The organism is Brevundimonas sp. UBA7534, assembly GCF_002479325.1.
GTDB lineage: Bacteria > Pseudomonadota > Alphaproteobacteria > Caulobacterales > Caulobacteraceae > Brevundimonas.
The window spans coordinates 1-19,523 of sequence record NZ_DLMO01000159.1 but is presented as its reverse complement, the minus strand read 5'-3'; the positions used below and the strand labels follow the sequence as shown (position 1 = coordinate 19,523).

At 67.1% G+C, this 19,523-nt stretch carries 17 protein-coding genes and 1 pseudogene; 13 read left to right on the top strand and 5 right to left on the bottom strand.

What is annotated here, in order from left to right; translation table 11 throughout:
- Both B2U11_RS13230 and B2U11_RS13225 read left to right on the top strand, forming a co-directional pair.
- The coding region (locus B2U11_RS13230) for a cytochrome c oxidase assembly protein (protein ID WP_292072375.1) at positions 1-641 on the top strand (641 nt) is incomplete at its 5' end.
- Positions 638-1,357, top strand: coding sequence for a cytochrome b (locus tag B2U11_RS13225; RefSeq protein ID WP_292072372.1), 720 nt, complete (start codon positions 638-640; stop codon positions 1,355-1,357). The genes B2U11_RS13230 and B2U11_RS13225, both read left to right, overlap by 4 nt.
- 7 nt (positions 1,358-1,364) lie before the next feature.
- On the opposite strand, the pseudogene B2U11_RS15770 reads toward B2U11_RS13225, so the two are convergent.
- Positions 1,365-1,826 (bottom strand): annotated as a pseudogene (locus tag B2U11_RS15770) (c-type cytochrome); the annotation flags it as partial.
- Positions 1,827-2,087: 261 nt separating this feature from the next.
- Between B2U11_RS15770 and B2U11_RS13220 the strand changes: the two are divergent.
- From B2U11_RS13220 to B2U11_RS13205, 4 genes are read left to right on the top strand one after another with little or no spacing between them, the layout of a single operon-like run.
- On the top strand, positions 2,088-2,468 hold the full coding sequence (locus B2U11_RS13220) for a c-type cytochrome (RefSeq protein WP_292072370.1): 381 nt from the start codon (positions 2,088-2,090) through the stop codon (positions 2,466-2,468).
- Positions 2,458-3,435 carry a cytochrome c oxidase subunit II gene (gene coxB / locus B2U11_RS13215; protein WP_292072368.1) on the top strand — a complete coding sequence of 326 codons (978 nt, stop codon included), beginning with the start codon at positions 2,458-2,460 and terminating at the stop codon, positions 3,433-3,435. The genes B2U11_RS13220 and coxB overlap by 11 nt, the downstream gene beginning before the upstream one ends.
- Entirely contained in the window at positions 3,432-5,972 is a 2,541-nt protein-coding gene (locus B2U11_RS13210; protein WP_292072367.1) for a cbb3-type cytochrome c oxidase subunit I, read from the top strand. Before coxB ends, B2U11_RS13210 begins: the two co-directional genes overlap by 4 nt.
- A gap of 1 nt (position 5,973) precedes the next feature.
- Entirely contained in the window at positions 5,974-6,285 is a 312-nt protein-coding gene (locus B2U11_RS13205; RefSeq protein ID WP_292072366.1) for a hypothetical protein, read from the top strand.
- 3 nt (positions 6,286-6,288) lie between these two features.
- Here B2U11_RS13205 and B2U11_RS13200 read toward each other — a convergent pair whose 3' ends face one another.
- On the bottom strand, positions 6,289-9,117 hold the full coding sequence (locus tag B2U11_RS13200; RefSeq protein WP_292072364.1) for a M57 family metalloprotease: 2,829 nt from the start codon (positions 9,115-9,117) through the stop codon (positions 6,289-6,291).
- 281 nt (positions 9,118-9,398) lie between these two features.
- Here B2U11_RS13200 and B2U11_RS13195 point away from each other — a divergent pair, with 281 nt between their 5' ends.
- Positions 9,399-9,728, top strand: a complete 330-nt coding sequence (locus B2U11_RS13195; RefSeq protein ID WP_292072363.1) for an AprI/Inh family metalloprotease inhibitor — start codon at positions 9,399-9,401, stop codon at positions 9,726-9,728.
- A gap of 8 nt (positions 9,729-9,736) precedes the next feature.
- On the opposite strand, the gene ettA is transcribed toward B2U11_RS13195, so the two are convergent.
- Positions 9,737-11,404: an energy-dependent translational throttle protein EttA gene (ettA, locus tag B2U11_RS13190; protein ID WP_292072361.1), complete on the bottom strand. Its 1,668-nt coding sequence runs from the start codon at positions 11,402-11,404 to the stop codon at positions 9,737-9,739.
- 180 nt (positions 11,405-11,584) lie between these two features.
- On the opposite strand from ettA, the gene B2U11_RS13185 reads away from it, so the two are divergent.
- The gene (locus B2U11_RS13185; protein WP_292072359.1) at positions 11,585-12,094 is read left to right on the top strand and encodes a hypothetical protein; all 510 of its coding nucleotides are present in this window, start codon (positions 11,585-11,587) and stop codon (positions 12,092-12,094) included.
- 16 nt (positions 12,095-12,110) lie between these two features.
- Here the strand turns inward: B2U11_RS13185 and B2U11_RS13180 are convergent, their stop codons facing one another.
- Positions 12,111-12,722, bottom strand: a complete 612-nt coding sequence (locus B2U11_RS13180; protein WP_292072357.1) for a TIGR02466 family protein — start codon at positions 12,720-12,722, stop codon at positions 12,111-12,113.
- A 104-nt stretch (positions 12,723-12,826) separates the two neighbouring features.
- Between B2U11_RS13180 and B2U11_RS13175 the strand changes: the two genes are divergently transcribed.
- A complete protein-coding gene (locus tag B2U11_RS13175; RefSeq protein WP_292072355.1) occupies positions 12,827-14,791 on the top strand; it encodes an acetyl/propionyl/methylcrotonyl-CoA carboxylase subunit alpha in 1,965 nt (654 codons plus the stop codon).
- Positions 14,792-14,797: 6 nt separating this feature from the next.
- Here the strand turns inward: B2U11_RS13175 and B2U11_RS13170 are convergent, their stop codons facing one another.
- A complete protein-coding gene (locus B2U11_RS13170; RefSeq protein WP_292072353.1) occupies positions 14,798-15,088 on the bottom strand; it encodes a putative quinol monooxygenase in 291 nt (96 codons plus the stop codon).
- Positions 15,089-15,196: 108 nt separating this feature from the next.
- On the opposite strand from B2U11_RS13170, the gene B2U11_RS13165 reads away from it, so the two are divergent.
- From B2U11_RS13165 to B2U11_RS13150, 4 genes are all read left to right on the top strand, one after another.
- Complete coding sequence (locus B2U11_RS13165; protein ID WP_292072351.1) at positions 15,197-15,601, top strand: DUF1489 family protein; 405 nt, start codon at positions 15,197-15,199, stop codon at positions 15,599-15,601.
- Positions 15,602-15,664: 63 nt separating this feature from the next.
- Positions 15,665-17,011, top strand: coding sequence for an MATE family efflux transporter (locus B2U11_RS13160; protein ID WP_292072349.1), 1,347 nt, complete (start codon positions 15,665-15,667; stop codon positions 17,009-17,011).
- A gap of 54 nt (positions 17,012-17,065) precedes the next feature.
- Complete coding sequence (metG, locus tag B2U11_RS13155) at positions 17,066-18,769, top strand: methionine--tRNA ligase (protein WP_292072347.1); 1,704 nt, start codon at positions 17,066-17,068, stop codon at positions 18,767-18,769.
- Between the two features lie 25 nt (positions 18,770-18,794).
- Complete coding sequence (locus B2U11_RS13150; protein ID WP_292072346.1) at positions 18,795-19,508, top strand: 2OG-Fe(II) oxygenase; 714 nt, start codon at positions 18,795-18,797, stop codon at positions 19,506-19,508.
- The last annotated feature ends 15 nt before the right edge of the window (positions 19,509-19,523 follow it).

The following is a 19,523-nucleotide window of genomic DNA, read 5'->3' as shown; positions in this document are numbered from 1 at the left end:
TGCTGATCGTGATGATGGCCTTGGCCTTCGTCCTGCTGTGGCGCGGGCGGACGCGTGACCAGCGGACGATGCTGGCGGCCTCATTCGTCGTGCTGGCGATCAGCTTTATCTCGCCGCTTTGCGCGCTGAGTTCGGCCCTGTTCACGGCGCGGACGTTGCACCATCTGCTGCTGATCCTGGCCGCGGCGCCGTTGCTGGCGCTGGCCCTGCCGCCGCCGAAGCGGTCGCGCCTCCTGCCGGCGGCGGCCCTTCATCTGGTGGTGCTGTGGGCCTGGCACGCGCCGGGCGCCTATGCGGCCGCCCTGTCCAATGACGCGACCTATTGGGTGATGCAGGCCAGCCTGCTGGCGACGGCGATCTGGTTCTGGTCGGCGGTGCGCGCCGCCTCGGCCCCGGCGGCCATCGCGGGCCTGCTGGCGGTGATGCTGGGCATGGGGCTGCTGGGCGCGCTGATCGCCTTCGCCGGTCAGCCCATCTACGCGCCGCATTTCGCCACCACGCTGGCGTGGGGTCTGACGCCGCTGGAGGATCAGCAAGCGGCGGGCCTGATCATGTGGGCGCCCGCGGCGGCGGTCTATCTGGCCGTCGCCCTGTGGCGCATGGCGCGGCTGCTGACCCCGCGCGCGGAGCTCGCCGCGTGATCGAGAAGCTGTTTCGCCAAGCCCTGGAATGGGCGGCCGGCCACCACGATGCAGGGCGCTACTCGCCCGTGGGCATCGCCTTTCACTGGGTCATGGCGGTGCTGGTCTTCTTCCAGCTGGGCTGGGGTTGGTGGATGGGCCGCCAGCCGGTGGGCGGGGCGATGGTCGCGGCCTATGACGTCCACTTCGCGGTTGGGGTCTTCATGCTGATCCTGGTGATCGGGCGCCTGTCCTGGCGTCTGCTGGCGCCCGACCTGATCAACGATGCGGACAAGCCCGGCTGGGAAAGCACCGCCGCCCACATTACCCACTATGTCTTCTACATCTGCCTTTTCGGCCTGCCGCTGAGCGGCTGGGCGATGATCTCGGCCACGGATCGGACGCGGCAGCTGGAGGCGCTGGGCTTCATCCCATGGCCGTTGCTGCCCTTGCAAAACCTGTCCAACACCCAGCTATGGGCGATCGAGGCGGCGGCGGAATGGATGCATTGGGGCCTGGTCGTCACTCTGTTGCTGATGATCCCCATCCACGCCGGTGCGGCGCTCAAGCACCATCTGATCGATCGGGACGACGTGTTTCACGCGATGCTGCCGGTCGTGCCGCTGCGTCGACGGAAGCGGACCCGCTGGCAGCGGCGCTGGCGCGCGTTGGAGAAGCGGGTTGGCTCGACAGCCAAAGCGCTATTTCGTGGGCTTCTCGGTCCGAAAGCGGCCTGACCGCCGCCGCCATCACGCCACGAGGGTCGTTGCGGCGGGCGCCGGACTTCCATCGCTGGAGCTGTTCCAGCGTGTAGGCGTATGGCTGGCCCGCGACTTGAGGATTGCCGCCGTCGCCCGTTCCCTGGCCACGGTCGCCGTGGCAGGCCGCGCAGGCCGTGACGCCGCGCGACGGATCGCCTTGAGCATAAAGGATGGGCGGGGCCGAGTCAGGGACGGCGGCGTCGGCCGACACCGGCAGGCTGGCGTAATAGGCCGCAACCGCGCGGCGTCCGTCCTGGTCCAGCCCCCTGGCCACGCGGGCCATCAGGTCGTCCTGTCTCAAGCCTGAGGCGTAGTCCTCCATCTGCTTTTGCAGATAGCCGGCGTCCAGGCCCGCCAGACGCGGCGCGGCGATCCCATCGCCCTGACCCTCCAGCCCGTGGCAGGTGAAACAGGCGTTGCCCGCGCCGCCCGCGCCGCCGCTCATGGCGATGACCCGGCCGGTTTCGGAAAAGGCGCGGTCCGTTCGCCCCGGCGTGGCGTCGCAGGCCGAAACGCCCATGGCGGCCAGAAGGGACAGGGTCGGAAGGATCGCGCGCACGGCGATCCAACCCGCGCTTATGGCGAAGGTTCCATACCTGTCGCGCGCGGACGACGTGTCGCAGCGTGGAACCGCCGGCGGGGTGGGGGGTTGGTCTGGTCAAGCTTTGGGGACGGGGATGCGGCTTTCGATCATCGGCGGCGACAGATGAAGCACGGCGCGCACCGTCTGCTCGCCCTCGCGCTTTTCGGCGGGCTGGGCGCCTGCGTGGACAAGGCCGATCTGCCGCGCCCCGTGGCGCAGGGCGACGCGGCGCGCGGGCTGGACGTCATTCGCCAGGTCGGCTGCGCCGCCTGCCACGCCATTCCAGGGGTGGCCTGGCCGGAAGGCCGTTCCGCCGGAAGCCTGGCCGGATTCGGCGCTCGGCCGCTGATCGCCGGGCGGTTGCCCAACCAGCCCGATGTGCTGATGCGCTGGCTGATCGACGCGCCTTCGCTGGACGCCGGAACGGCCATGCCGCCCATGCCCCTGACCCAAGCCCAAGCCCGCGATGTCGCGGCCTATCTGTATGAGCTCGATGACGACTGAACCTGCTCCCGGTCTGTCCGGCTGGCCCCCGCCCGTGCTCGATCCGGCCGGTCCCTTCGCGGGGCCGATCCAGGTGGTGGCCTGGGTGTTGTTCATCATGGCGGCGGTGGTTCTGGCCATCGTCCTGGTGGCGCTGGGCGTCGCCCTGTTCGGTCCGCGAAAGTGGAAGCGCCGCGTGGGCGGCGAGCGGCTGGTGTGGATCGGCGGGCTGGCGTTCCCGGTGGTGGTGCTGTCGGGCCTGCTCATCTACGGCCTGGCGACCAGCGCGCGGGTCGCGGCCGAGCCGAAGCCTGGCGAGATGCGTGTGCGCGTCACCGGCGAGATGTGGTGGTGGCGTGTCGCCTATCTGGACGCCCAGGGCCGCGAGGTCATCCAGGACGCCAACGAGGTGCACATTCCCGTGGGCCAGACGGTGGTGTTCGAACTGGAAAGCGCCGACGTCATCCACAGCTTCTGGGTTCCCCGTTTAGGCGGCAAGGTCGACATGATCCCGGGGCGACGCAACTTCCTGCGGCTGCAGGCCGATGCGCCCGGAACCTATGGCGGACAGTGCGCCGAATACTGCGGCGGGCCGCACGCCCTGATGGGGTTGGTCGTCGTGGCGCACGACCCGCAGGCCTATGCAGCCTGGCGCGCGCGCCAGGCGCAGACCGCCACGGCGGTGGTTTCGGCCCAGGCGCCGCTGGCCCTGATCGACCAGGGGCGCGCGGTGTTCGCCGCCTCGGGGTGCGGGGCGTGTCACACCATTCGCGGGACGGAAGCGAACGGCCTGGCGGGGCCGGACCTGACCCATGTCGGATCGCGCCAGACCCTGGGCGCCGGCATCCTGCCGAACAATCAGGGGACGATGGCGGGCTGGATTTCTGACAGCCAGGGGATCAAGCCCGGCAACCGGATGCCGTCCTATCCGGTGCTGACCGGCCAGGATCTGCGCGCGGTCGCCGCCTATCTGGAAAGCCTGAAATGAGTTCGGAAACAGGGTTCGATCCCGAGCTCTACAAGCGCTTCCCCACCCAGGAGGCGCGGCCCGAGGGCGAGCTGAAACAGCTGGAAGACGTCTGGTGCGGTCCGCGCAAGCCGTGGGAATGGATCACGGCGATCAACAACAACTTCATCGGCGTCTATTACGTCGGCGCGGCCATGCTGTTCTTCGTGCTGGCGGGGTTGCTGGCGCTGCTGATGCGCACTCAGCTGGCGCTGCCGCTGAACGGCTTCCTGCCGCAGGAGACCTACAACCAGATCTTCACCATGCACGGCACGGTGATGATGTTCCTGTTCGCCGTGCCAGCCGTCGAGGCGCTTGGCGTGCTGCTGCTGCCGCAGATGCTGGGCGCGCGCGACCTGCCGTTCCCGCGTCTGAGCGCTTACGCCTTCTGGGCCTATCTGGTCGGGGGGCTGGCCTTCTTCTGTTCGCTGTTCTTCGGCCTGGCGCCGAACGGGGGGTGGTTCATGTATCCCCCGCTGACGTCCATGACCTACTCGCCTGGGATCAACGCGGACTTCTGGCTGCTGGGCATCGGCTTCATCGAGATTTCGGCCATCGCCGGGGCCATCGAGATCATCGTGGGCGTGCTGAAGACCCGCGCGCCGGGGATGTCGCTGGACAAGCTGCCCATCTTCGCCTGGGCCATGCTGATCTTCGCCTGCATGATCATCATCGCCTTCCCGTCGGTGATCCTGTCGACCCTTCTGCTGGAGCTGGAGCGGGCGCTGGACTGGCCCTTCTTCGACGCGGCGCGGGGCGGCGATCCAGTGCTGTGGCAGCACCTGTTCTGGTTCTTCGGCCACCCCGAGGTCTACATCATCTTCCTGCCGGCGGCGGGGGCGATGTCGACGATCATCCCGGTGGTCGCGCGGACCCGCCTGGTCGGGCACCGGATGGTGGTGATGGCGATGCTGGCGACGGGCTTCATCAGCTTCGGCGTCTGGGCCCACCATATGTTCACGACCGGAATGCCGCGCCTGTCGATAAACTATTTCAGCGCCGCCTCCATGGCCGTCAGCGTGCCGGCGGGCGTGCAGGTGTTCGCCTGGATCGCGACCCTTGCGGCGGGAAGGATGCGGTTCAATACGCCGGGCCTGTTCGCCGTGGGCGGGCTGGTCATCTTCGTCATGGGCGGGCTGACCGGGGTGATGGTGGCGATGGTGCCGTTCGACTGGCAGGCGCACGACAGCTACTTCATCGTCGCCCACCTGCACTACGTGCTGATCGGCGGCATGGTCTTCCCGCTGTTCGCGGCGATCTACTACTGGCTGCCCATGTCCAGCGCCCGGCCTCTCAGCGAGCGGTGGGGGCGGTGGATCTTCTGGCTGATGTTCGCCGGGCACAACATCACCTTCCTGCCCATGCACCTGACCGGCCTGATGGGCATGCCGCGACGGGTCTATACCTATCTGCCCGGTCGGGGGTGGGACCTGCTGAACGTCATATCCACGGTGGGCGCCTTCATGTTCGGCCTGGCGGTTCTGCTGTGGATCGTGGACATGATGCGCAACTTCCGCCCGTTCGGCGCGCGGGAGGCGGGCAATATCTACGACGGCCCTGGCCTGGAGTGGCTGCCCAACGGCCTCTATTCGCTGCGGTCCATCCCGGTGATCAAGAGCCTTTATCCGGTGTGGGACCAGCCCGATCTGGCCCGCGACGTGGCCGCCGGTCGCTACTTCCTGCCCGGCGCGCCGCGCGGCGAGCGTGAAACCATCGTCACCAGCCCCCTGAACGCTGAACCGCAATATCTGCTGCGGATGCCACGCCCCTCCAGCTGGCACGTATGGGGAGCGATCTTCACGGCGGGGTTCTTCCTGATCCTGACCATCCAGGCCTACGCCGCCTCGGCCATCAGCGGGCTGCTGGCCATATACTGCATCGTTAAATGGTGCTGGAACATGGATCGGCCGATGCCGCGGGCCAACGTGGACATCGGCGGCGGCGTGCGGGTTCCAACCTATCGATCGGGACCGTCCAGCCACGGGTGGTGGGCGATGGTCATCACCCTGATCGTCGGAGGGATGGTCTGTCTTCTGGCGGGATTCGCCTATGTGTTCCTGTGGAGCCGGCGTCCGGACCTTTGGATCGCGCCGCCCGAGTTGTCCGGCCTTGTTCAGGCGCTGGGGTTGTTGGCGGTCGCCGGACTGTGCGCCTGGGCCGGCCCTGCCGCGCTGAAGCTTGATCGACCCCGCGGCGCCCTGATCGCGGCCGTCCTGCTGTTCGTCGGCGCGGCCGCCCTGGTCGCGGCCAGCGCCACGGACATCACGACCTGGATAGGGGCGGGGCTGGACCCGCAGGCGTCCGGCCAGGGGGCCACGGTCTTCGCCCTGATGAGCTGGCAGGCTCTGTTCGTCGGCATCGGCGCGATCATGGGCGTCTTCGCCGTGGCGCGCTGGCTGTTCGGGCTGGCCTCGGCGGCGCAGCCGGCCACCTTCGAACTGATCGGACTGTTCCTGGCCTTCACGGCGGGGCAGGGGGCCTTCGTCCTGCTGCTGACGCGCCTGTTTCCGGGGGGCTGAGGTGCGCAGCTGGCTGATGATGACAGGCGGGCTGCTGGTCTGGGCGGCCCATTTCCTGGGCGCCTATCTGATTTCCAGTGTGGGCGACGTCGTGGCCACGGCGGATGCGCCGGCGTGGCGCGCGGCGGCGCTGGCCTTCAGCGGCGCATGTGTTGTCGCGGAAGGCGTCGTGCTTTGGATTTTGGCGCGGCGCGCCCGCGTCGCGGACAAGGAGGGCCTGGCGCCCTTCACGATCGGCGTGGGGCTGACCGGCGCCCTGGCCGGCCTGATCGGCGTGGTCTGGCAGACCGCGCCGATCGTCATGGCCGGCTGACCTTTACACGACCCAGGCGTGGTCTTGGGTTTGTCGGATGTGGTCGAAGTCGTTGGCGGGGATGCGGTGGAGGTCGGCCAAGTCTGGGCCGGCGTCGGCGAAGTGGGGGGCGTCGAACCAGGCGGGCGGCAGGGTTTCGACGACGGCGGTTTCCGGGGCCGGCGCCTTGTGGCCGTCGAGCGTCGGCATGACCTGGGCGTTCAGGTCGATGTCGGCGGCCAGGACGAAGGCGTCGTCGTCGGGCAGGTCGCCGACGACGATGGGGTCGCGGAACCCTTCGATTGCCTCCAGGGCCTTGCCGAGCTCGGCGGGGGCGGCGGCGTTGTAGCCGCCCAAAACCTGGATCCCGCCCAGCCACAGGCCGGCGGTCAGCTGGGCGTGTTCGACGCTTTCGGAGAAGCCGAGCAGGACCTGGGCGCGGCTCATGGAGCCGGCGTCCAACTGGGCGGTCCAGGCGGCCAGGCCGTTGGGATCGGCCTCGCGGTCCAGGGTGAAGCGATAGAGCTGGGCCACGAAGTCGGCGTTGGAGAGGCTGCCGTATTTCTGCTGGAACTCGGCGGCGGAGGCGAAGGCGGCGGCGATGTCGATCAGGGGCATGCCGGCCTTGAGCTGCTGAATCCAGGCGGCCAGGCCGCCGGCGTCGGCCAGGCGGTCGAAGGTGGCGTCGTAGAGGCGGGCGATGATCTTGGCCTGATCGTCGGCGATCCACAGGCCCTGGTTCAGAACAGAGGCGGTGTTGACGACGTGTTCGGCGCTCTCGGAGAAGGCGACCAGCACGTCGGTGCGGGTCATCAGGCCGTTGTCCAACTGGGCGGTCCAGACGGCCAAGCCGCCGGGATCGGCCTCGCGACGCAGAGTGGTGCGGTAAAGCTGGGCGACGTAGTCTTGGTTGGACAGGCCGCCGAAGTTGGCCTGGAACTCCGCCGAGTTCAGGAAGGCCTGAGCCATGCCGGCCACGGTTCCCCCGGCTTCGACCCAATCGAGCCAGGCCTCGAAGCCGCCCTGGTCGGGCTGGCGCGCCAGAGCCGCGTCGTAGATGCGCATCACCTGGGCCGCCTGGCTGTTGGCGTCGAAGGTCAGGGTCCCGTCGACGAAGCGCAGGTTCTCGATCGAGATCAGCGTGTCGGTCCCTTCGCCGTTTCCGGACACCGAACCGCTGTCGGCTCCGTACATCCGCCGCGCCGAGGCGTAGAGCGCTGTATCGACCCCCGTGCCGCCGTTCAGGATGTCGGCGCCAACGCCGCTATAAAGCAGATCGTCGCCCGCACCGCCTTCCAGCGTCGAGCCGGTCACGGAGGTCGTCAGGGTGGAGGCGCCTGACAGGGAGACATTCAGCAGATAGGTCAAGCCCGGCGGAAGCGACGCCATGTTGGCGTGTTGGGCCGTTCCTCCGTCCGCATAGGCGCCGACCACGATGTAATAGGTCCCGCTGTAGGGCAGGTTGAAGGTCAGGAAGGAATCCTGAGCCGCTTGCGAGCCCACATCGCGAGGGCCATCGTCATTCGACGCCAGCAGATTGTTGTTGGCGTCATAGATGCGCACCACCGTGTCGCCGCTGCCCGTGGCGCCAGTCGCCAGACCGTCGATATCGACGACCATCGTCTCGCCGGCCGTCCCGGAAACGCGATAATAGTCCACACCGCCGCTGGTGGTCGCGCGAACCGTCGCATGCGGAAGGGTCGTGGACGAAATGATCTCGGAATCAAACGCCAGGTGGAAGCTCCCATCCAGCGCAACAGCCGTTGCCATGCCGGTGTTGGCTTGCGTCTGAGGCTTGACGATATCAGCGATCGCCACCGTCGTGATCGACGCCTGTGCGTACATCACATCATTGCCGGAGCCGCCAATCGCTCGCTCGATGACCGCGCCTTGGGCGATGGAGACATTGCCGACCAGGCCGCCCACGTTAGAGAAATGCCCCTGACGCAGGTCTATCACCTGGCCGACGGCGTAGCCGGAAAAATCGAGGGTGTCGAAGCCCCCGCCATCCCAGACCGCGAACACCAGGGGAGAGTTCGCCGAGGTGGCCGTGTAGAAGTCCCGATCGGTGTTCGAGTTGAAGCCATAGGTCGTATCGCCGCTGCGGGTGCTCATGTTGGCGCCGTACAGCAACTGCATCGCCGCGATGTCGTCGAGCAGCGGCGCCGATGCATAGGCGCCGCGGAAGAAGGCCCCGGTGTTCTGCTCGTTCCAATAGCTCATGACCGAGTACTGACGAGTGTCTTCCTGATAAATCGCATCGGCATAGGTCGGATCGCCTTCGCTGGCGTCGTAGTCGGCCGGATGGCGCAGGCCCAAAGCGTGGCCGATCTCGTGCGTCAGCGTATGGCGTCCATAGTTCAGGTATGACGGATTGATATTGTAGGACAGAGAGCCATTAATCCACACGTCGCCCGAGGCGGCGGACACCGCTGGATTCCCACTCAAGTAGGCGAACGCTGCCGCACCATCCGAGCCGCTGGCGTAGTTGCCGAACAGCATCGTCGCCTCGTTTGAATATCCGGACCCCGCATCGACACGAGCGAAGCTGATGTTGGCGACATCCGCCCAGCTCTGGAGGGCGAGCAGTGTCTGCTGAATCTGGACTTGAGTAAAACGGGTGAAGCCGGCGGTGTCTTCCGGCATCGTGGCGGGAGCCGTGTCTCTAAAGGCGTAGGTCACGACGACGCCCGGGGCGCCCCAGCTGTAGCCGTAACGCGCAATCTGCGCCGCAGCGGCTTCGATGCTGTAGGACGGCAAACCACCGGCGCCGGGGCCGCCGCGATCCTCGGCGTTGGCGCCGGTCGCGCCGCCCTCGCTCGTACGGTTGTCGATCGTGCGCCCAAGGCACAAGGGGCACGCGCAGCGTTCCCCATTGCTCTGGGAGGCATCTGTGTCGGCGCTGCGGGAAGCATCATCCGAAGAGGAGCGTTGGTACCACATGATGTTCAACTTCCCGAAATTAGGTCGCATTCGACATTGGCGAGACACGCATCTGACGTGTGTATACGACGACCTTAGACTGAGAAATCGAGAATGACAGCGGTTTTGTCGGCAACGGTTGCCGCCGACATGAGGCTTTTCGTCCTCAATGCAATATGACGCCCACAGCGCACCCGACGCAGGAACACGCCATGAGCTCCCGGAAAATCACGCGACTTCCCGAGGCCGCCGAACTGGCTGGGCGTTGGCGTATCGAGACATCGACAGCGGGCTGTGATGTTCGCCTTACGGTTGAAACGGTCGTGTTCGCCGGCCCGGATGCGCCGGCCCTGCGGCTGGTCAGTGACGGCCCATGGCTGGCGAGCGTTGACCTGGGGGTCATCGAAGCCTGGCGACCCAGTTCGGATGGGATCGCGTTGCTGAGGAACGACGGTTCGCTGGTCGTTTTCCTGAGCCGCAGGGGGCAGGGGTTTGAAGGCTCAGGCCCGGACGGGGAGCGGTTGCGCCTCGTCCGGGTTTGAGGTTCGGATCAGCGGCCGAACTTCTGGTGCTGGATGCGCTTGGGGATGATGCTGTCGGCGCCCAGGCGGCGCATCTTGTCCTGCTCGTAGGCTTCGAAGTTGCCCTCGAACCATTCGACGTGGCCGTCGCCCTCGAAGGCCAGGATGTGGGTGGCTAGGCGGTCCAGGAACCAGCGGTCGTGGGAGATGACCACGGCGCAGCCGGCGAACTCTTCCAGCGCCTCTTCGAGGTTCTGCAGGGTTTCGATGTCCAGGTCGTTGGTCGGTTCGTCGAGCAGGATCAGGTTGCCGCCGGACGCCAGGGTCTTGGCCAGGTGGACGCGGTTGCGCTCACCGCCCGACAGTTGGCCGACCTTCTTCTGCTGGTCGCCGCCCTTGAAGTTGAAGCTGCCGACATAGGCGCGGGAGTTAATCTCGCGCTTGCCCACCATCATGATGTCGGTGCCGCCCGAAATGGCCTGCCAGATGCTTTCGTCCGGCTTCAGGTCGTCCCGGGACTGGTCGACATAGGCCAGCTTGACCGTCTCGCCGACCTTGATCGTGCCGCCGTCGGGCTTTTCCTGGCCGGTGATCAGCTTGAACATGGTCGACTTGCCGGCGCCGTTGGGGCCGATGACGCCGACGATGCCGTTGGGCGGCAGCTTGAAGGTCAGATTGTCGAACAGGGTCTTGTCGCCATAGGTTTTCTGGAGGCCTTCGACTTCCAGCACGACATTGCCCAGGCGCGGGCCGGGCGGAATCTGAATGACGGCGAAGGACTGGGCCTGACGGCTGTTCTCCTGTTCCTCGACCATCCGCTCGTAGGCGGCCAGACGGGCCTTGGACTTGGCTTGCCGGGCCTTGGCGCCCGAACGGACCCATTCCAGTTCGCGGGTGAGGGCGCGCTGGCGGGCTTCCGATTCCGACTGCTCCTGGACGACGCGCTTCTGCTTGGCTTCCAGCCAGCTGGAATAGTTGCCCTCGTGCGGGTGGCCGCGGCCCCGGTCCAGTTCCAGAGTCCACTTGGTGACCTGGTCCAGGAAGTAGCGGTCGTGGGTGACCAGGATGACGCAGCCGGGGAAGTTCTCCAGATGGTGCTGCAGCCAGGCGACGGATTCGGCGTCCAGGTGGTTCGTCGGTTCGTCCATAAGCAGCATGTCGGGCTTGGACAGCAGCAGGCGGGCCAGGGCCACACGGCGCTTTTCACCGCCGGACAGGTTGGTGACTTCCCAGTCGTCGGGCGGGCAGCGAAGGGCGCCCATGGCCTGGTCGATACGGCTGTCGATGTCCCAGACGTCGCCGGCGTCGATCTTTTCCTGGAGGGCGGTCATCTCCTCCATCAGTTCGTCGGTGTAGTTTTCGCCCAGTTCGGCCGCGACCTCGTTGAAGCGGTTGACCCACTGCTTCTCTTCGCACCAGGCCTCGACATTCTGGCGGACATTCAGGGCCGGATCGAGCTGAGGCTCCTGCTCCAGATAGCCGCGCTTGACGCCGTCGGCGGCGCGGGCCTCGCCCGAGAATTCGGTGTCCAGGCCGGCCATGATCTTGAGCAGGGTGGATTTACCCGAGCCGTTGACGCCGACCACGCCGATCTTGGCGTCGTTGTAGAAGCTGAGCCAGATGTTCTCGAAGATCTTCTTGCCGCCGGGAAAGGTCTTGGTCAGACCCTGCATCTGGAAAATGTATTGCTGCGCCATGAGGTGCGGTTTCGCCCTTCGGGTTCGTCGGATTGGGAGGTTCGCGCGGATGTAGCGACTGCCGGGGCGAAGGGCAAATAAGGCGGGGGAAGGCGGCGCGATCGGCCGGTCGCACGGATGTCATTGGCGTTTGGAAGATCGTCGTTCGATTATCTGTTCAGCGGCAGGATGGAGGACGGGATGCGTGGGATGCGAAGCGCGGCGGTGCTGTGTGCCGCCCTGACGGCGGCAGGCGCCGCATGGGCCCAGGGACGACCGCCGGCGCCCGTGCTGGCGGCGGTGCAGGCGATGGATACGATGTGCCGGGAATTCGGGGTGCCGGGGGACAAGACCGGCCTACTCCGCGTGGCCGACCTGAACGGCGACGGCGTGGCGGACTGGGTGTTGGATGAAGGCGCCTATACCTGTGAGGGCGCGGCCAGCCTGTTCGGCGGATCGGGCGGCTCGCAGGTCAGCGTCTGGGCCGGGCGGCGGGACGGCGGCGCGTCGGAACCGTTCACCCACGGCGCCTTGGGCGCAGAGATCGACGGCGGACGGCTGTGGTTGATGGTCGGCGGCGAGATGTGCGGCCAGAAGACAGCAGGGCTGGCGCGAGCCGAATACGAAGGGTGCCGTCGTCCGCTGGCGTGGGACGCGCGAGCGGAGCGGTTCGATTTCGCGCCGGTGTCGGACGCGCGGCCTCTGGACTGAGGGGCGCCGGTCCTGCTCAGGCGTAGTTGAAGCTGATCGAGATGCGCTCCGTCTTGGCTTGGTTGGTCGGGACCTCGTGGCGCAGCCAGCTTTCCCACATCAGCACCGTGCCGGCCTGGGGCCGCAGATAGACGAAAGGCCGCTCGCCCTCGGGCGCGTCTTCCGCGACGCCCGGCCGGGCCATCATGAAGGGCAGGCGAGGATCCTCCAGTTTTAGGGAGGACGCGCCGTCCGGAACCTCGACATAGACGGTGCCGGACAGGAAGGCGTGCGGGTGGATGTGGCCGGTATGGCCGCCGCCGGGCTTGAGGATATTGACCCACAGATTGTCGAGGCGCGGCTTGCGCGCCAGATCGAAGTTCAGCGCCCTGGCGTAGGCGGCGGCGTGGCGGTCCAGGTGACGCTTCAGTTCGGCGAACTCGGGAAACCGCTGGGGCAGATCGTTCAGCGAACCGTATGAGGTGTATCCCCGATAGGCGTTGGCCCGGCACCAGCGGCGGCCGGCCTCGTCCTCGTGCGCCATCATGCGACAGACATCGACTAGCTGAGCGTTGAAGTCGGACCAGCCCCGGCCCTCGGCGAGGAAGGCTTCATAGACCTGGGTGACGAAGAGGGGACGAAGGGACATGGCAGGGGGATAGCTTGAGCGGCCGCGGGGGGAAACTCCTCCTGTCCATTTGGGCAAGGACAAGCGCTCTCGCGCGCTCCGCATGATCCGGCTAAGAACGACGCATGTTCAAGTCCGTCCTTGTCGCCAATCGCGGCGAAATCGCCTGCCGTGTCTTCAGAACCGCCAAGCGGATGGGGATTCGCACCGTGGCCGTCTATTCCGAGGCGGACGCGGGCGCTCCGCACGTGCGCGAAGCCGATGAGGCCGTGCTGATCGGACCGGCGCCGGCGCGGGAGTCCTACTTGGGCGGCGCCAAGGTGTTGGCGGCGGCCAAGGCCACGGGTGCGGAGGCGATCCACCCTGGCTATGGCTTTCTGAGCGAGAACGCGGACTTCGCCGAGGCCGTCGCGGCCGCCGGCCTGATCTGGATCGGCCCGGATCCAAAGTCGATCCGCGCCATGGGCCTGAAGGACGCGGCCAAGCAGCTGATGATCGAGGCCGGGGTGCCGGTGACGCCGGGCTATCAGGGCGCGGACCAGTCGGAAGAGACCCTGACGGCCGAGGCCGCGCGCATCGGCTATCCAGTGTTGATCAAGGCGGTCGCGGGCGGCGGCGGCAAGGGGATGAAGCGGGTCGACGATCCGGCCGATTTCGCCGCCGGTCTGGCCAGCGCCAAGCGCGAGGGGGCGGCCGCCTTCGGTGACGACCGGGTGCTGATCGAACGTTACATCACCCGCCCGCGCCACATCGAGGTGCAGGTGTTCGGCGACCGGCACGGGAACGTGGTCCATCTGTACGAACGCGACTGCTCCCTCCAGCGTCGCCACCAGAAGGTGATCGAAGAAGCGCCGGCGCCCGGCATGAGCGACGCCGTGCGGGCGGCGGTGACGGACGCGGCAATCAAGGCGGCCAGGGCTGTCGATTACGTCGGCGCCGGCACCATCGAATTCATCGCCGACGCCTCGGACGGGCTCAAGGCCAACGGCGTCTGGTTCATGGAGATGAACACCCGGCTGCAGGTCGAACATCCCGTGACCGAGAGCGTCACCGGCGTCGATCTGGTCGAATGGCAGTTCCGCGTGGCGGCCGGCGAACCTATCCCCCTGCAACAGGATCAGATCAGGTTGAACGGATGGGCCATGGAGGCGCGCCTCTACGCCGAGGATCCGGCGAACGGCTTCCTGCCCTCGATCGGCCGGCTGGAGCATTTTGTGCTGCCCGACGACATCCGCGTGGACACGGGCGTGGAGCAGGGCGGCGAGGTCAGCCAGTTCTACGACCCGATGATCGCCAAGCTGATCGTCCATGAAGACACGCGCGAGGCGGCGGCGGCTCGGCTGGCCGAGGCGGCGGGCGAGGTCGAGGTCTGGCCTGTCCGCACCAACGCCGGCTTCCTGAAACGCTGTCTGGAACACCCCCGGTTCGTGGCGGGCGACGTGGATACAGGCTTCATCGCGGCGGAAGAGGAGGTGCTGCAATCTCCGGCTTCGGATGAGGCGGCGTTGGCCGCCTTGACGTTGATCGCCGAGGCCGCCCTGGACGACGGGGCGGTGCGTGCCGACCCCTTCAGCCCTTGGGTCGGTCAACCCGGCCTTTCCTATGGGATGAGATTGAACGCCGCGCCCCGGTCGACGGTATGGGCGCGCATGGACGGGGCGGCGCTATCCGGCGAGGTCGAGCCGGCCTCCGCCGGCTGGCGCAGTCCGGACGGGACCATGGCCGGGGTTGGTTTCGATCAGGTTCAGGTCGGCGACAGAGTGTTCGGCTATCAGGCGCTGGACGACGGCTTCATCCTGTTCGTGGATGGCGAGGCGCGTCGGGTGACGCCTTGGCGCGCCGCGACGGGCGGCGCAGGCGTCGCGGCCTCCGACGGCGCTCTGCGCGCGCCGATGCCGGGCAAGGTCGTGGCCGCGCCGGTCGAGGCGGGGGCAAGCGTGACCAAGGGCCAAACGGTTGTCGTGCTGGAAGCCATGAAGATGGAGCACGCCCTGACCGCGCCGTTCGATGGCGTGGTCGAGAGCGTCGCCGCGGTCGGCGATCAGGTGGCGGAAGCGGCGGTCCTGGCCGTGGTCAAGGCGCCGGAATAGGCGGATCTAGAGGCCCACGCCGCCGAGAGGGCGCGTGAAAACGGTGTCGCCCCAGATCGCAACCAGCGCCAGGGCGGGGCGCAGTTCGCCCGAGGCATGGACCTCGTCGGACCAGGCCTTGTGGACCGCTTGGCTCATCCAGACCTCAGTCACCCACAGGACGGCCGAGTCATTGAGGTCGTGGGCCACGACGTAGAAGTGGCAGCCTGGGCGTTTCACGTTCGGGTCCATCAGCCACAGAGCCAATTCGTCGCGCCGGCCGGGATGGGCCGTCAGGCGGGTGATCAATCCGTACATGCACTTTCCGTGGCGCGCTCGGCGAGGAGATCGAGCGACGCGTCATCCTGAACACGATTTACATTAAGAAACTGGCCATTGCGTCTAAGGGCGATTACGGGGGCGGTCATGCCGCTTCACATCATCAAGCTGGGCGTCGGCGTTCCGGATGTCGAATGGCTGGAGCGCCGCGCGGATAAGGGCGGACCNNGACCGTTGACCGTCCACACGCGGATGACGCCCAAACGGGCGGCCGAGGTCGAGGATGGCGGCTCGCTGTACTGGGTGGTCAAGGGAACCATCGTCTGCCGCCAGCCGGTGCTGGACATCTTGACCCAGGGAGAAGGCAAGACCAGCCGCTGCGAGATAATGCTGGAGCCGCGCGTGATCCGAACCGCCCCGATCGCGCGCCGCCCCTTCCAGGGTTGGCGCTATCTGGAGCCCAAGGATGCGCCGTCGGACCTCGATACCCTGGACGCGGGAGAGGCGCCGGAAGACCTGGTGCGCCAGTTGCGTGAACTGGGCGCCTGGTAGGCGATACCCACAAGGATTTTGGGAGTTGACCCGGGCCGGACGGCGTGGCCTAGCCCGCCTCCCATGTCGTTCCTGAGCCCCCAGTCCCAAACCGCACTGCGCGACCTGCTGGCCTTGGCCTGGCCGGTGATCCTGGCGCGTCTGGGCATCATGACGATGGGGCTGACAGACGCCATTGTGGTGGGCAATTTTTCCAGCCGGGAACTGGCCTACCACTCACTGGCCTGGGCGCCGACCTCGATCGTGGTGATGACAGCCGTCGGGCTGATGCTGGGCGTGCAGGTAATGACCGCGCGCATGCTGGGCGAGGGTCGGCGCCACGCGGTCGGCGCCGTGCTGCGCCGAGGCATGGTCTATGCGGTGCAGATCGGATTGGCGTCGATGATCGCCCTGATCGTGATCGGGCCGTGGGGGCTGGGCCGGATGGGTCTGGAGGCGGGCCTGGCGGAAGGGGCCGGGCCGGCGCTGATCGTCTTTTCCCTGTCGATGCCCTTCTATCTGATCTCGGTGGCCGGGCAGTTCTTCCTGGAGGCCCTGGGGCGGCCCAAGCCCGGCATGGCGGCCATGTGGGTGGCGAACGGGGTGAACCTGGCGCTGAACCTGCTGCTGGTGCCGGATTTGCTGGGCGTCGGCTTCAACGGCGCCTTCGCCTCGGCCTGGGCGACCTTCGGCGCGCGGGCGGCGTTGGCGGTCTTTCTGGTGATCTATATCCTGCGTCTGCCCGAGGCGCGGGCCTTGGGCGTGTTCGACAAGCCCGAGCGCGATCCGCAGGGCGCGCGCGATCAGGTCAAGGTGGGGCTGGGCGCGGGCGCATCGTACTTCATCGAAGTGGGGGCGTTTTCGGGCTTCACCTTCTTCGCGGGCCAGATCGGCGCGGCGGAGACGGCGGCCTGGGCGGTGGTGCTGAACGTGTCGGCCATCGTCTTCATGATCCCGATGGGCCTGTCGTCGGCGACGGCGGTTCTGGTCGGGCGCAGCTACGGCGCGGGCGACGGGCGCGGCGTGCTGAGGGCCGGGCTGGCCGGCCTGGGCGTCGTCACCGCCCTGACGTTCGTGGTGGCCCTGATCGTCTGGCCCAGCGCGCGCCTGATCGTGGGCGCCTACAACCGGGACGCCGCTCTGTTGGCGATCGCCGCGCCGGCCCTGGCCCTGGCGACCCTGTTCTTCGTGGCGGATGGAATCCAGGTCGTGGCGGCCCAGGCCAATCGCGCGGCCGGCGACGTCTGGTGGCCGACGATCATGCATTTCACCGCCTATGGCGCCGTGATGATGCCGCTGGGCTGGGTGCTGGCGCACCGGATGGGCGTGAACGGCCTGGTGTGGGCCATCATCATCGCCAGCCTGACGTCGTCGACCCTGCTGGCCGGCCGGTTCGTCCGTATTGCGCGCCGTCTGCCGCAAGGCGTTTGAGCAAAGCGCCGCGCCACTCTATATCCCTGCGCTCCCCCGAACTCCTGGACGATCATGGCCCGCATCCTCATCACCTCGGCGCTGCCCTACATCAACGGCATCAAGCACCTGGGGAATCTGGCGGGTTCGATGCTGCCGGCGGACGTCTGGGCGCGGTTCAAGCGGGGCCAGGGCCACGACGTCCTCTATATCTGCGCCACCGACGAGCACGGCACCCCGGCCGAACTGGCCGCCGCCGCCGCCGGCCAGGACGTGCGGACCTATTGCGACGAGCAGCACCTGATCCAGAGGCGGGCGGGCGAGGCGTTCGGCCTGAGCTACGACTGGTTCGGCCGGTCCTCGAACCCGCAGAATCATCGCCTGACCCAGCATTTCGCCGAGGCGCTGGAGGCGAACAGCCTGATCGAGGAACGGGTGGATCGGATGATCTATTCGATCGACGACGCCCGCTTCCTGCCCGACCGTTACGTGGAGGGCACATGCCCGCACTGCGCCTATCCCAAGGCGCGCGGGGATCAGTGCGACAACTGCGGCCGCCTGCTGGACCCGACCGACCTGATCGATCCCTATTCGGCGGTGTCGGGTTCGCAGAACCTGGAGGTGCGAGACACGCGTCACCTCTATCTGCTGCAGACGAAGATCGAGCCGCAGATCCGCGCCTGGGTCGACGGCAAGACCGGCTGGCAGCAACTGGCCAAATCCATCGCCTACAAGCACCTGGACGAGGGCCTGATCGACCGGGGGATCACCCGCGACCTGGCCTGGGGCGTGCCCGTGACCAAGGACGGCTTCCCGCGTCCGGGCATGGAGGACAAGGTCTTCTACGTCTGGTTCGACGCCCCCATCGAATACATCGCCGCGACCGAGGAATGGGCCGACGCGACCGGCCGCACCTGGCGGGACTGGTGGCGTCTGGACGAGGGGGCTGAGGACGTCCGCTACGTCCAGTTCATGGGCAAGGACAACGTCGCCTTCCACACCGTCAGCTTCCCCGCCACCATCATCGGCTCGGGCGAGCCGTGGAAGACGGTGGACCAGCTGAAGGCCTTCAACTGGCTGAACTGGTACGGCGGGAAATTTTCGACCAGCCAGAAGCGCGGCGTCTTCATGGACCAGGCGCTGGAGCTGCTGCCCGCCGACTACTGGCGCTGGCACCTCACGGCCTACGGGCCCGAGCATTCCGACGCGGCCTTCACCTGGGAGCAGTTCCAGGGGGCGATCAACAAGGACCTGGCCGACGTGCTGGGCAACTTCGTCAACCGCATCGTCAAGTTCGCCGAGTCGAAGTTCGACGGCGTCGTGCCCGAGGGCGGCGAGCCGGGACCGGTCGAAGCCAAGCTGGAGGCCGACGTGCGCGCCGCCATCGCCGACGCCACCGAACAGTTCGAGGCGATGGAGTTTCGCAAGGCCGCGCAAGCCCTGCGCGGCGCCTGGGTGCTGGGCAATGAATATCTGCAGGAAGCGGCGCCCTGGACGGCGCTGAAGACCGACCGTGATCGCGCGGCGGTGGGTGTGCGGACGGGTCTGAATCTGGTCGCCCTGTTCGCGCGCCTGGCCGCGCCGATCCTGCCCTTCACCGCGCCCAGGATCGCGGCGTCGGTCGGGGTCGAGGACCTGAGTTGGCCGGGCGCCGGGGCCGAGGTGCTGAACACCTTGCCGGTCGGACAGGCCGTCGCCGCCCAGGGCGTCCTGTTTTCCAAGATCGAGGATGCGCAGGTCGCGGAATGGTCCGCCCGCTTCGGCGGCGCGGAAGGCTGATCAAGCGGATAGGGAGCTGCGACACATGACGCCGACACTGTCGCCTCTGACCGAACAGCAACGCGAGGCGATTCATGAGCGCTTGGCTCGCAGCGGCCGGGCTCAGGTCAGCGGCGTCTTGATCGAAGCGGATGCCCTGGCCCTGTATCGGGCGGCCGTGCAGACCGAGTTCAATGTCGTCACGCGACGCGGAACGGGTCACGTCGATCTTCCAGCAGCCTGGCTGGCCTCGCTCACCCCGGAGCAGAAGACGGGTCTAGGGCAGGCTGTGCAGATCTCGTCCCGTGACGACTTTCAGTATCTTTATGACAACCACCCAATCTACGATCTGGTGAAGGCAGACCAGTCCGCGCCTGTTTGGAACGAATTGGTGACTTTTCTGAACAGCGAAGTCTTTTTGGGTTTAATGCGTGACCTGACCGGCGAGCCACGCATCGCCCAAGCCGACGCGCAACTGACACGATTTCGACCCGGCCATTTCCTGACGGAGCACGACGACCACGCCGAGGGCAAGAACCGCTTCTTTGCCTATGTGCTGAACCTGACTCCGGTGTGGAGGATCGAATGGGGCGGCCTGCTGGCTTTCCACGGGACCGACGGCAACGTGGTCGAGGCTTTCACTCCGCGGTTCAACACGTTGAATCTTCTGAAGGTGCCATCGCTGCATTCCGTCACCCAGGTCGCCCTATCGGCAGGCGAAGACAGGATTTCGGTCACAGGTTGGCTACGAGGCCCCTAGGGTCCGGACTCATTT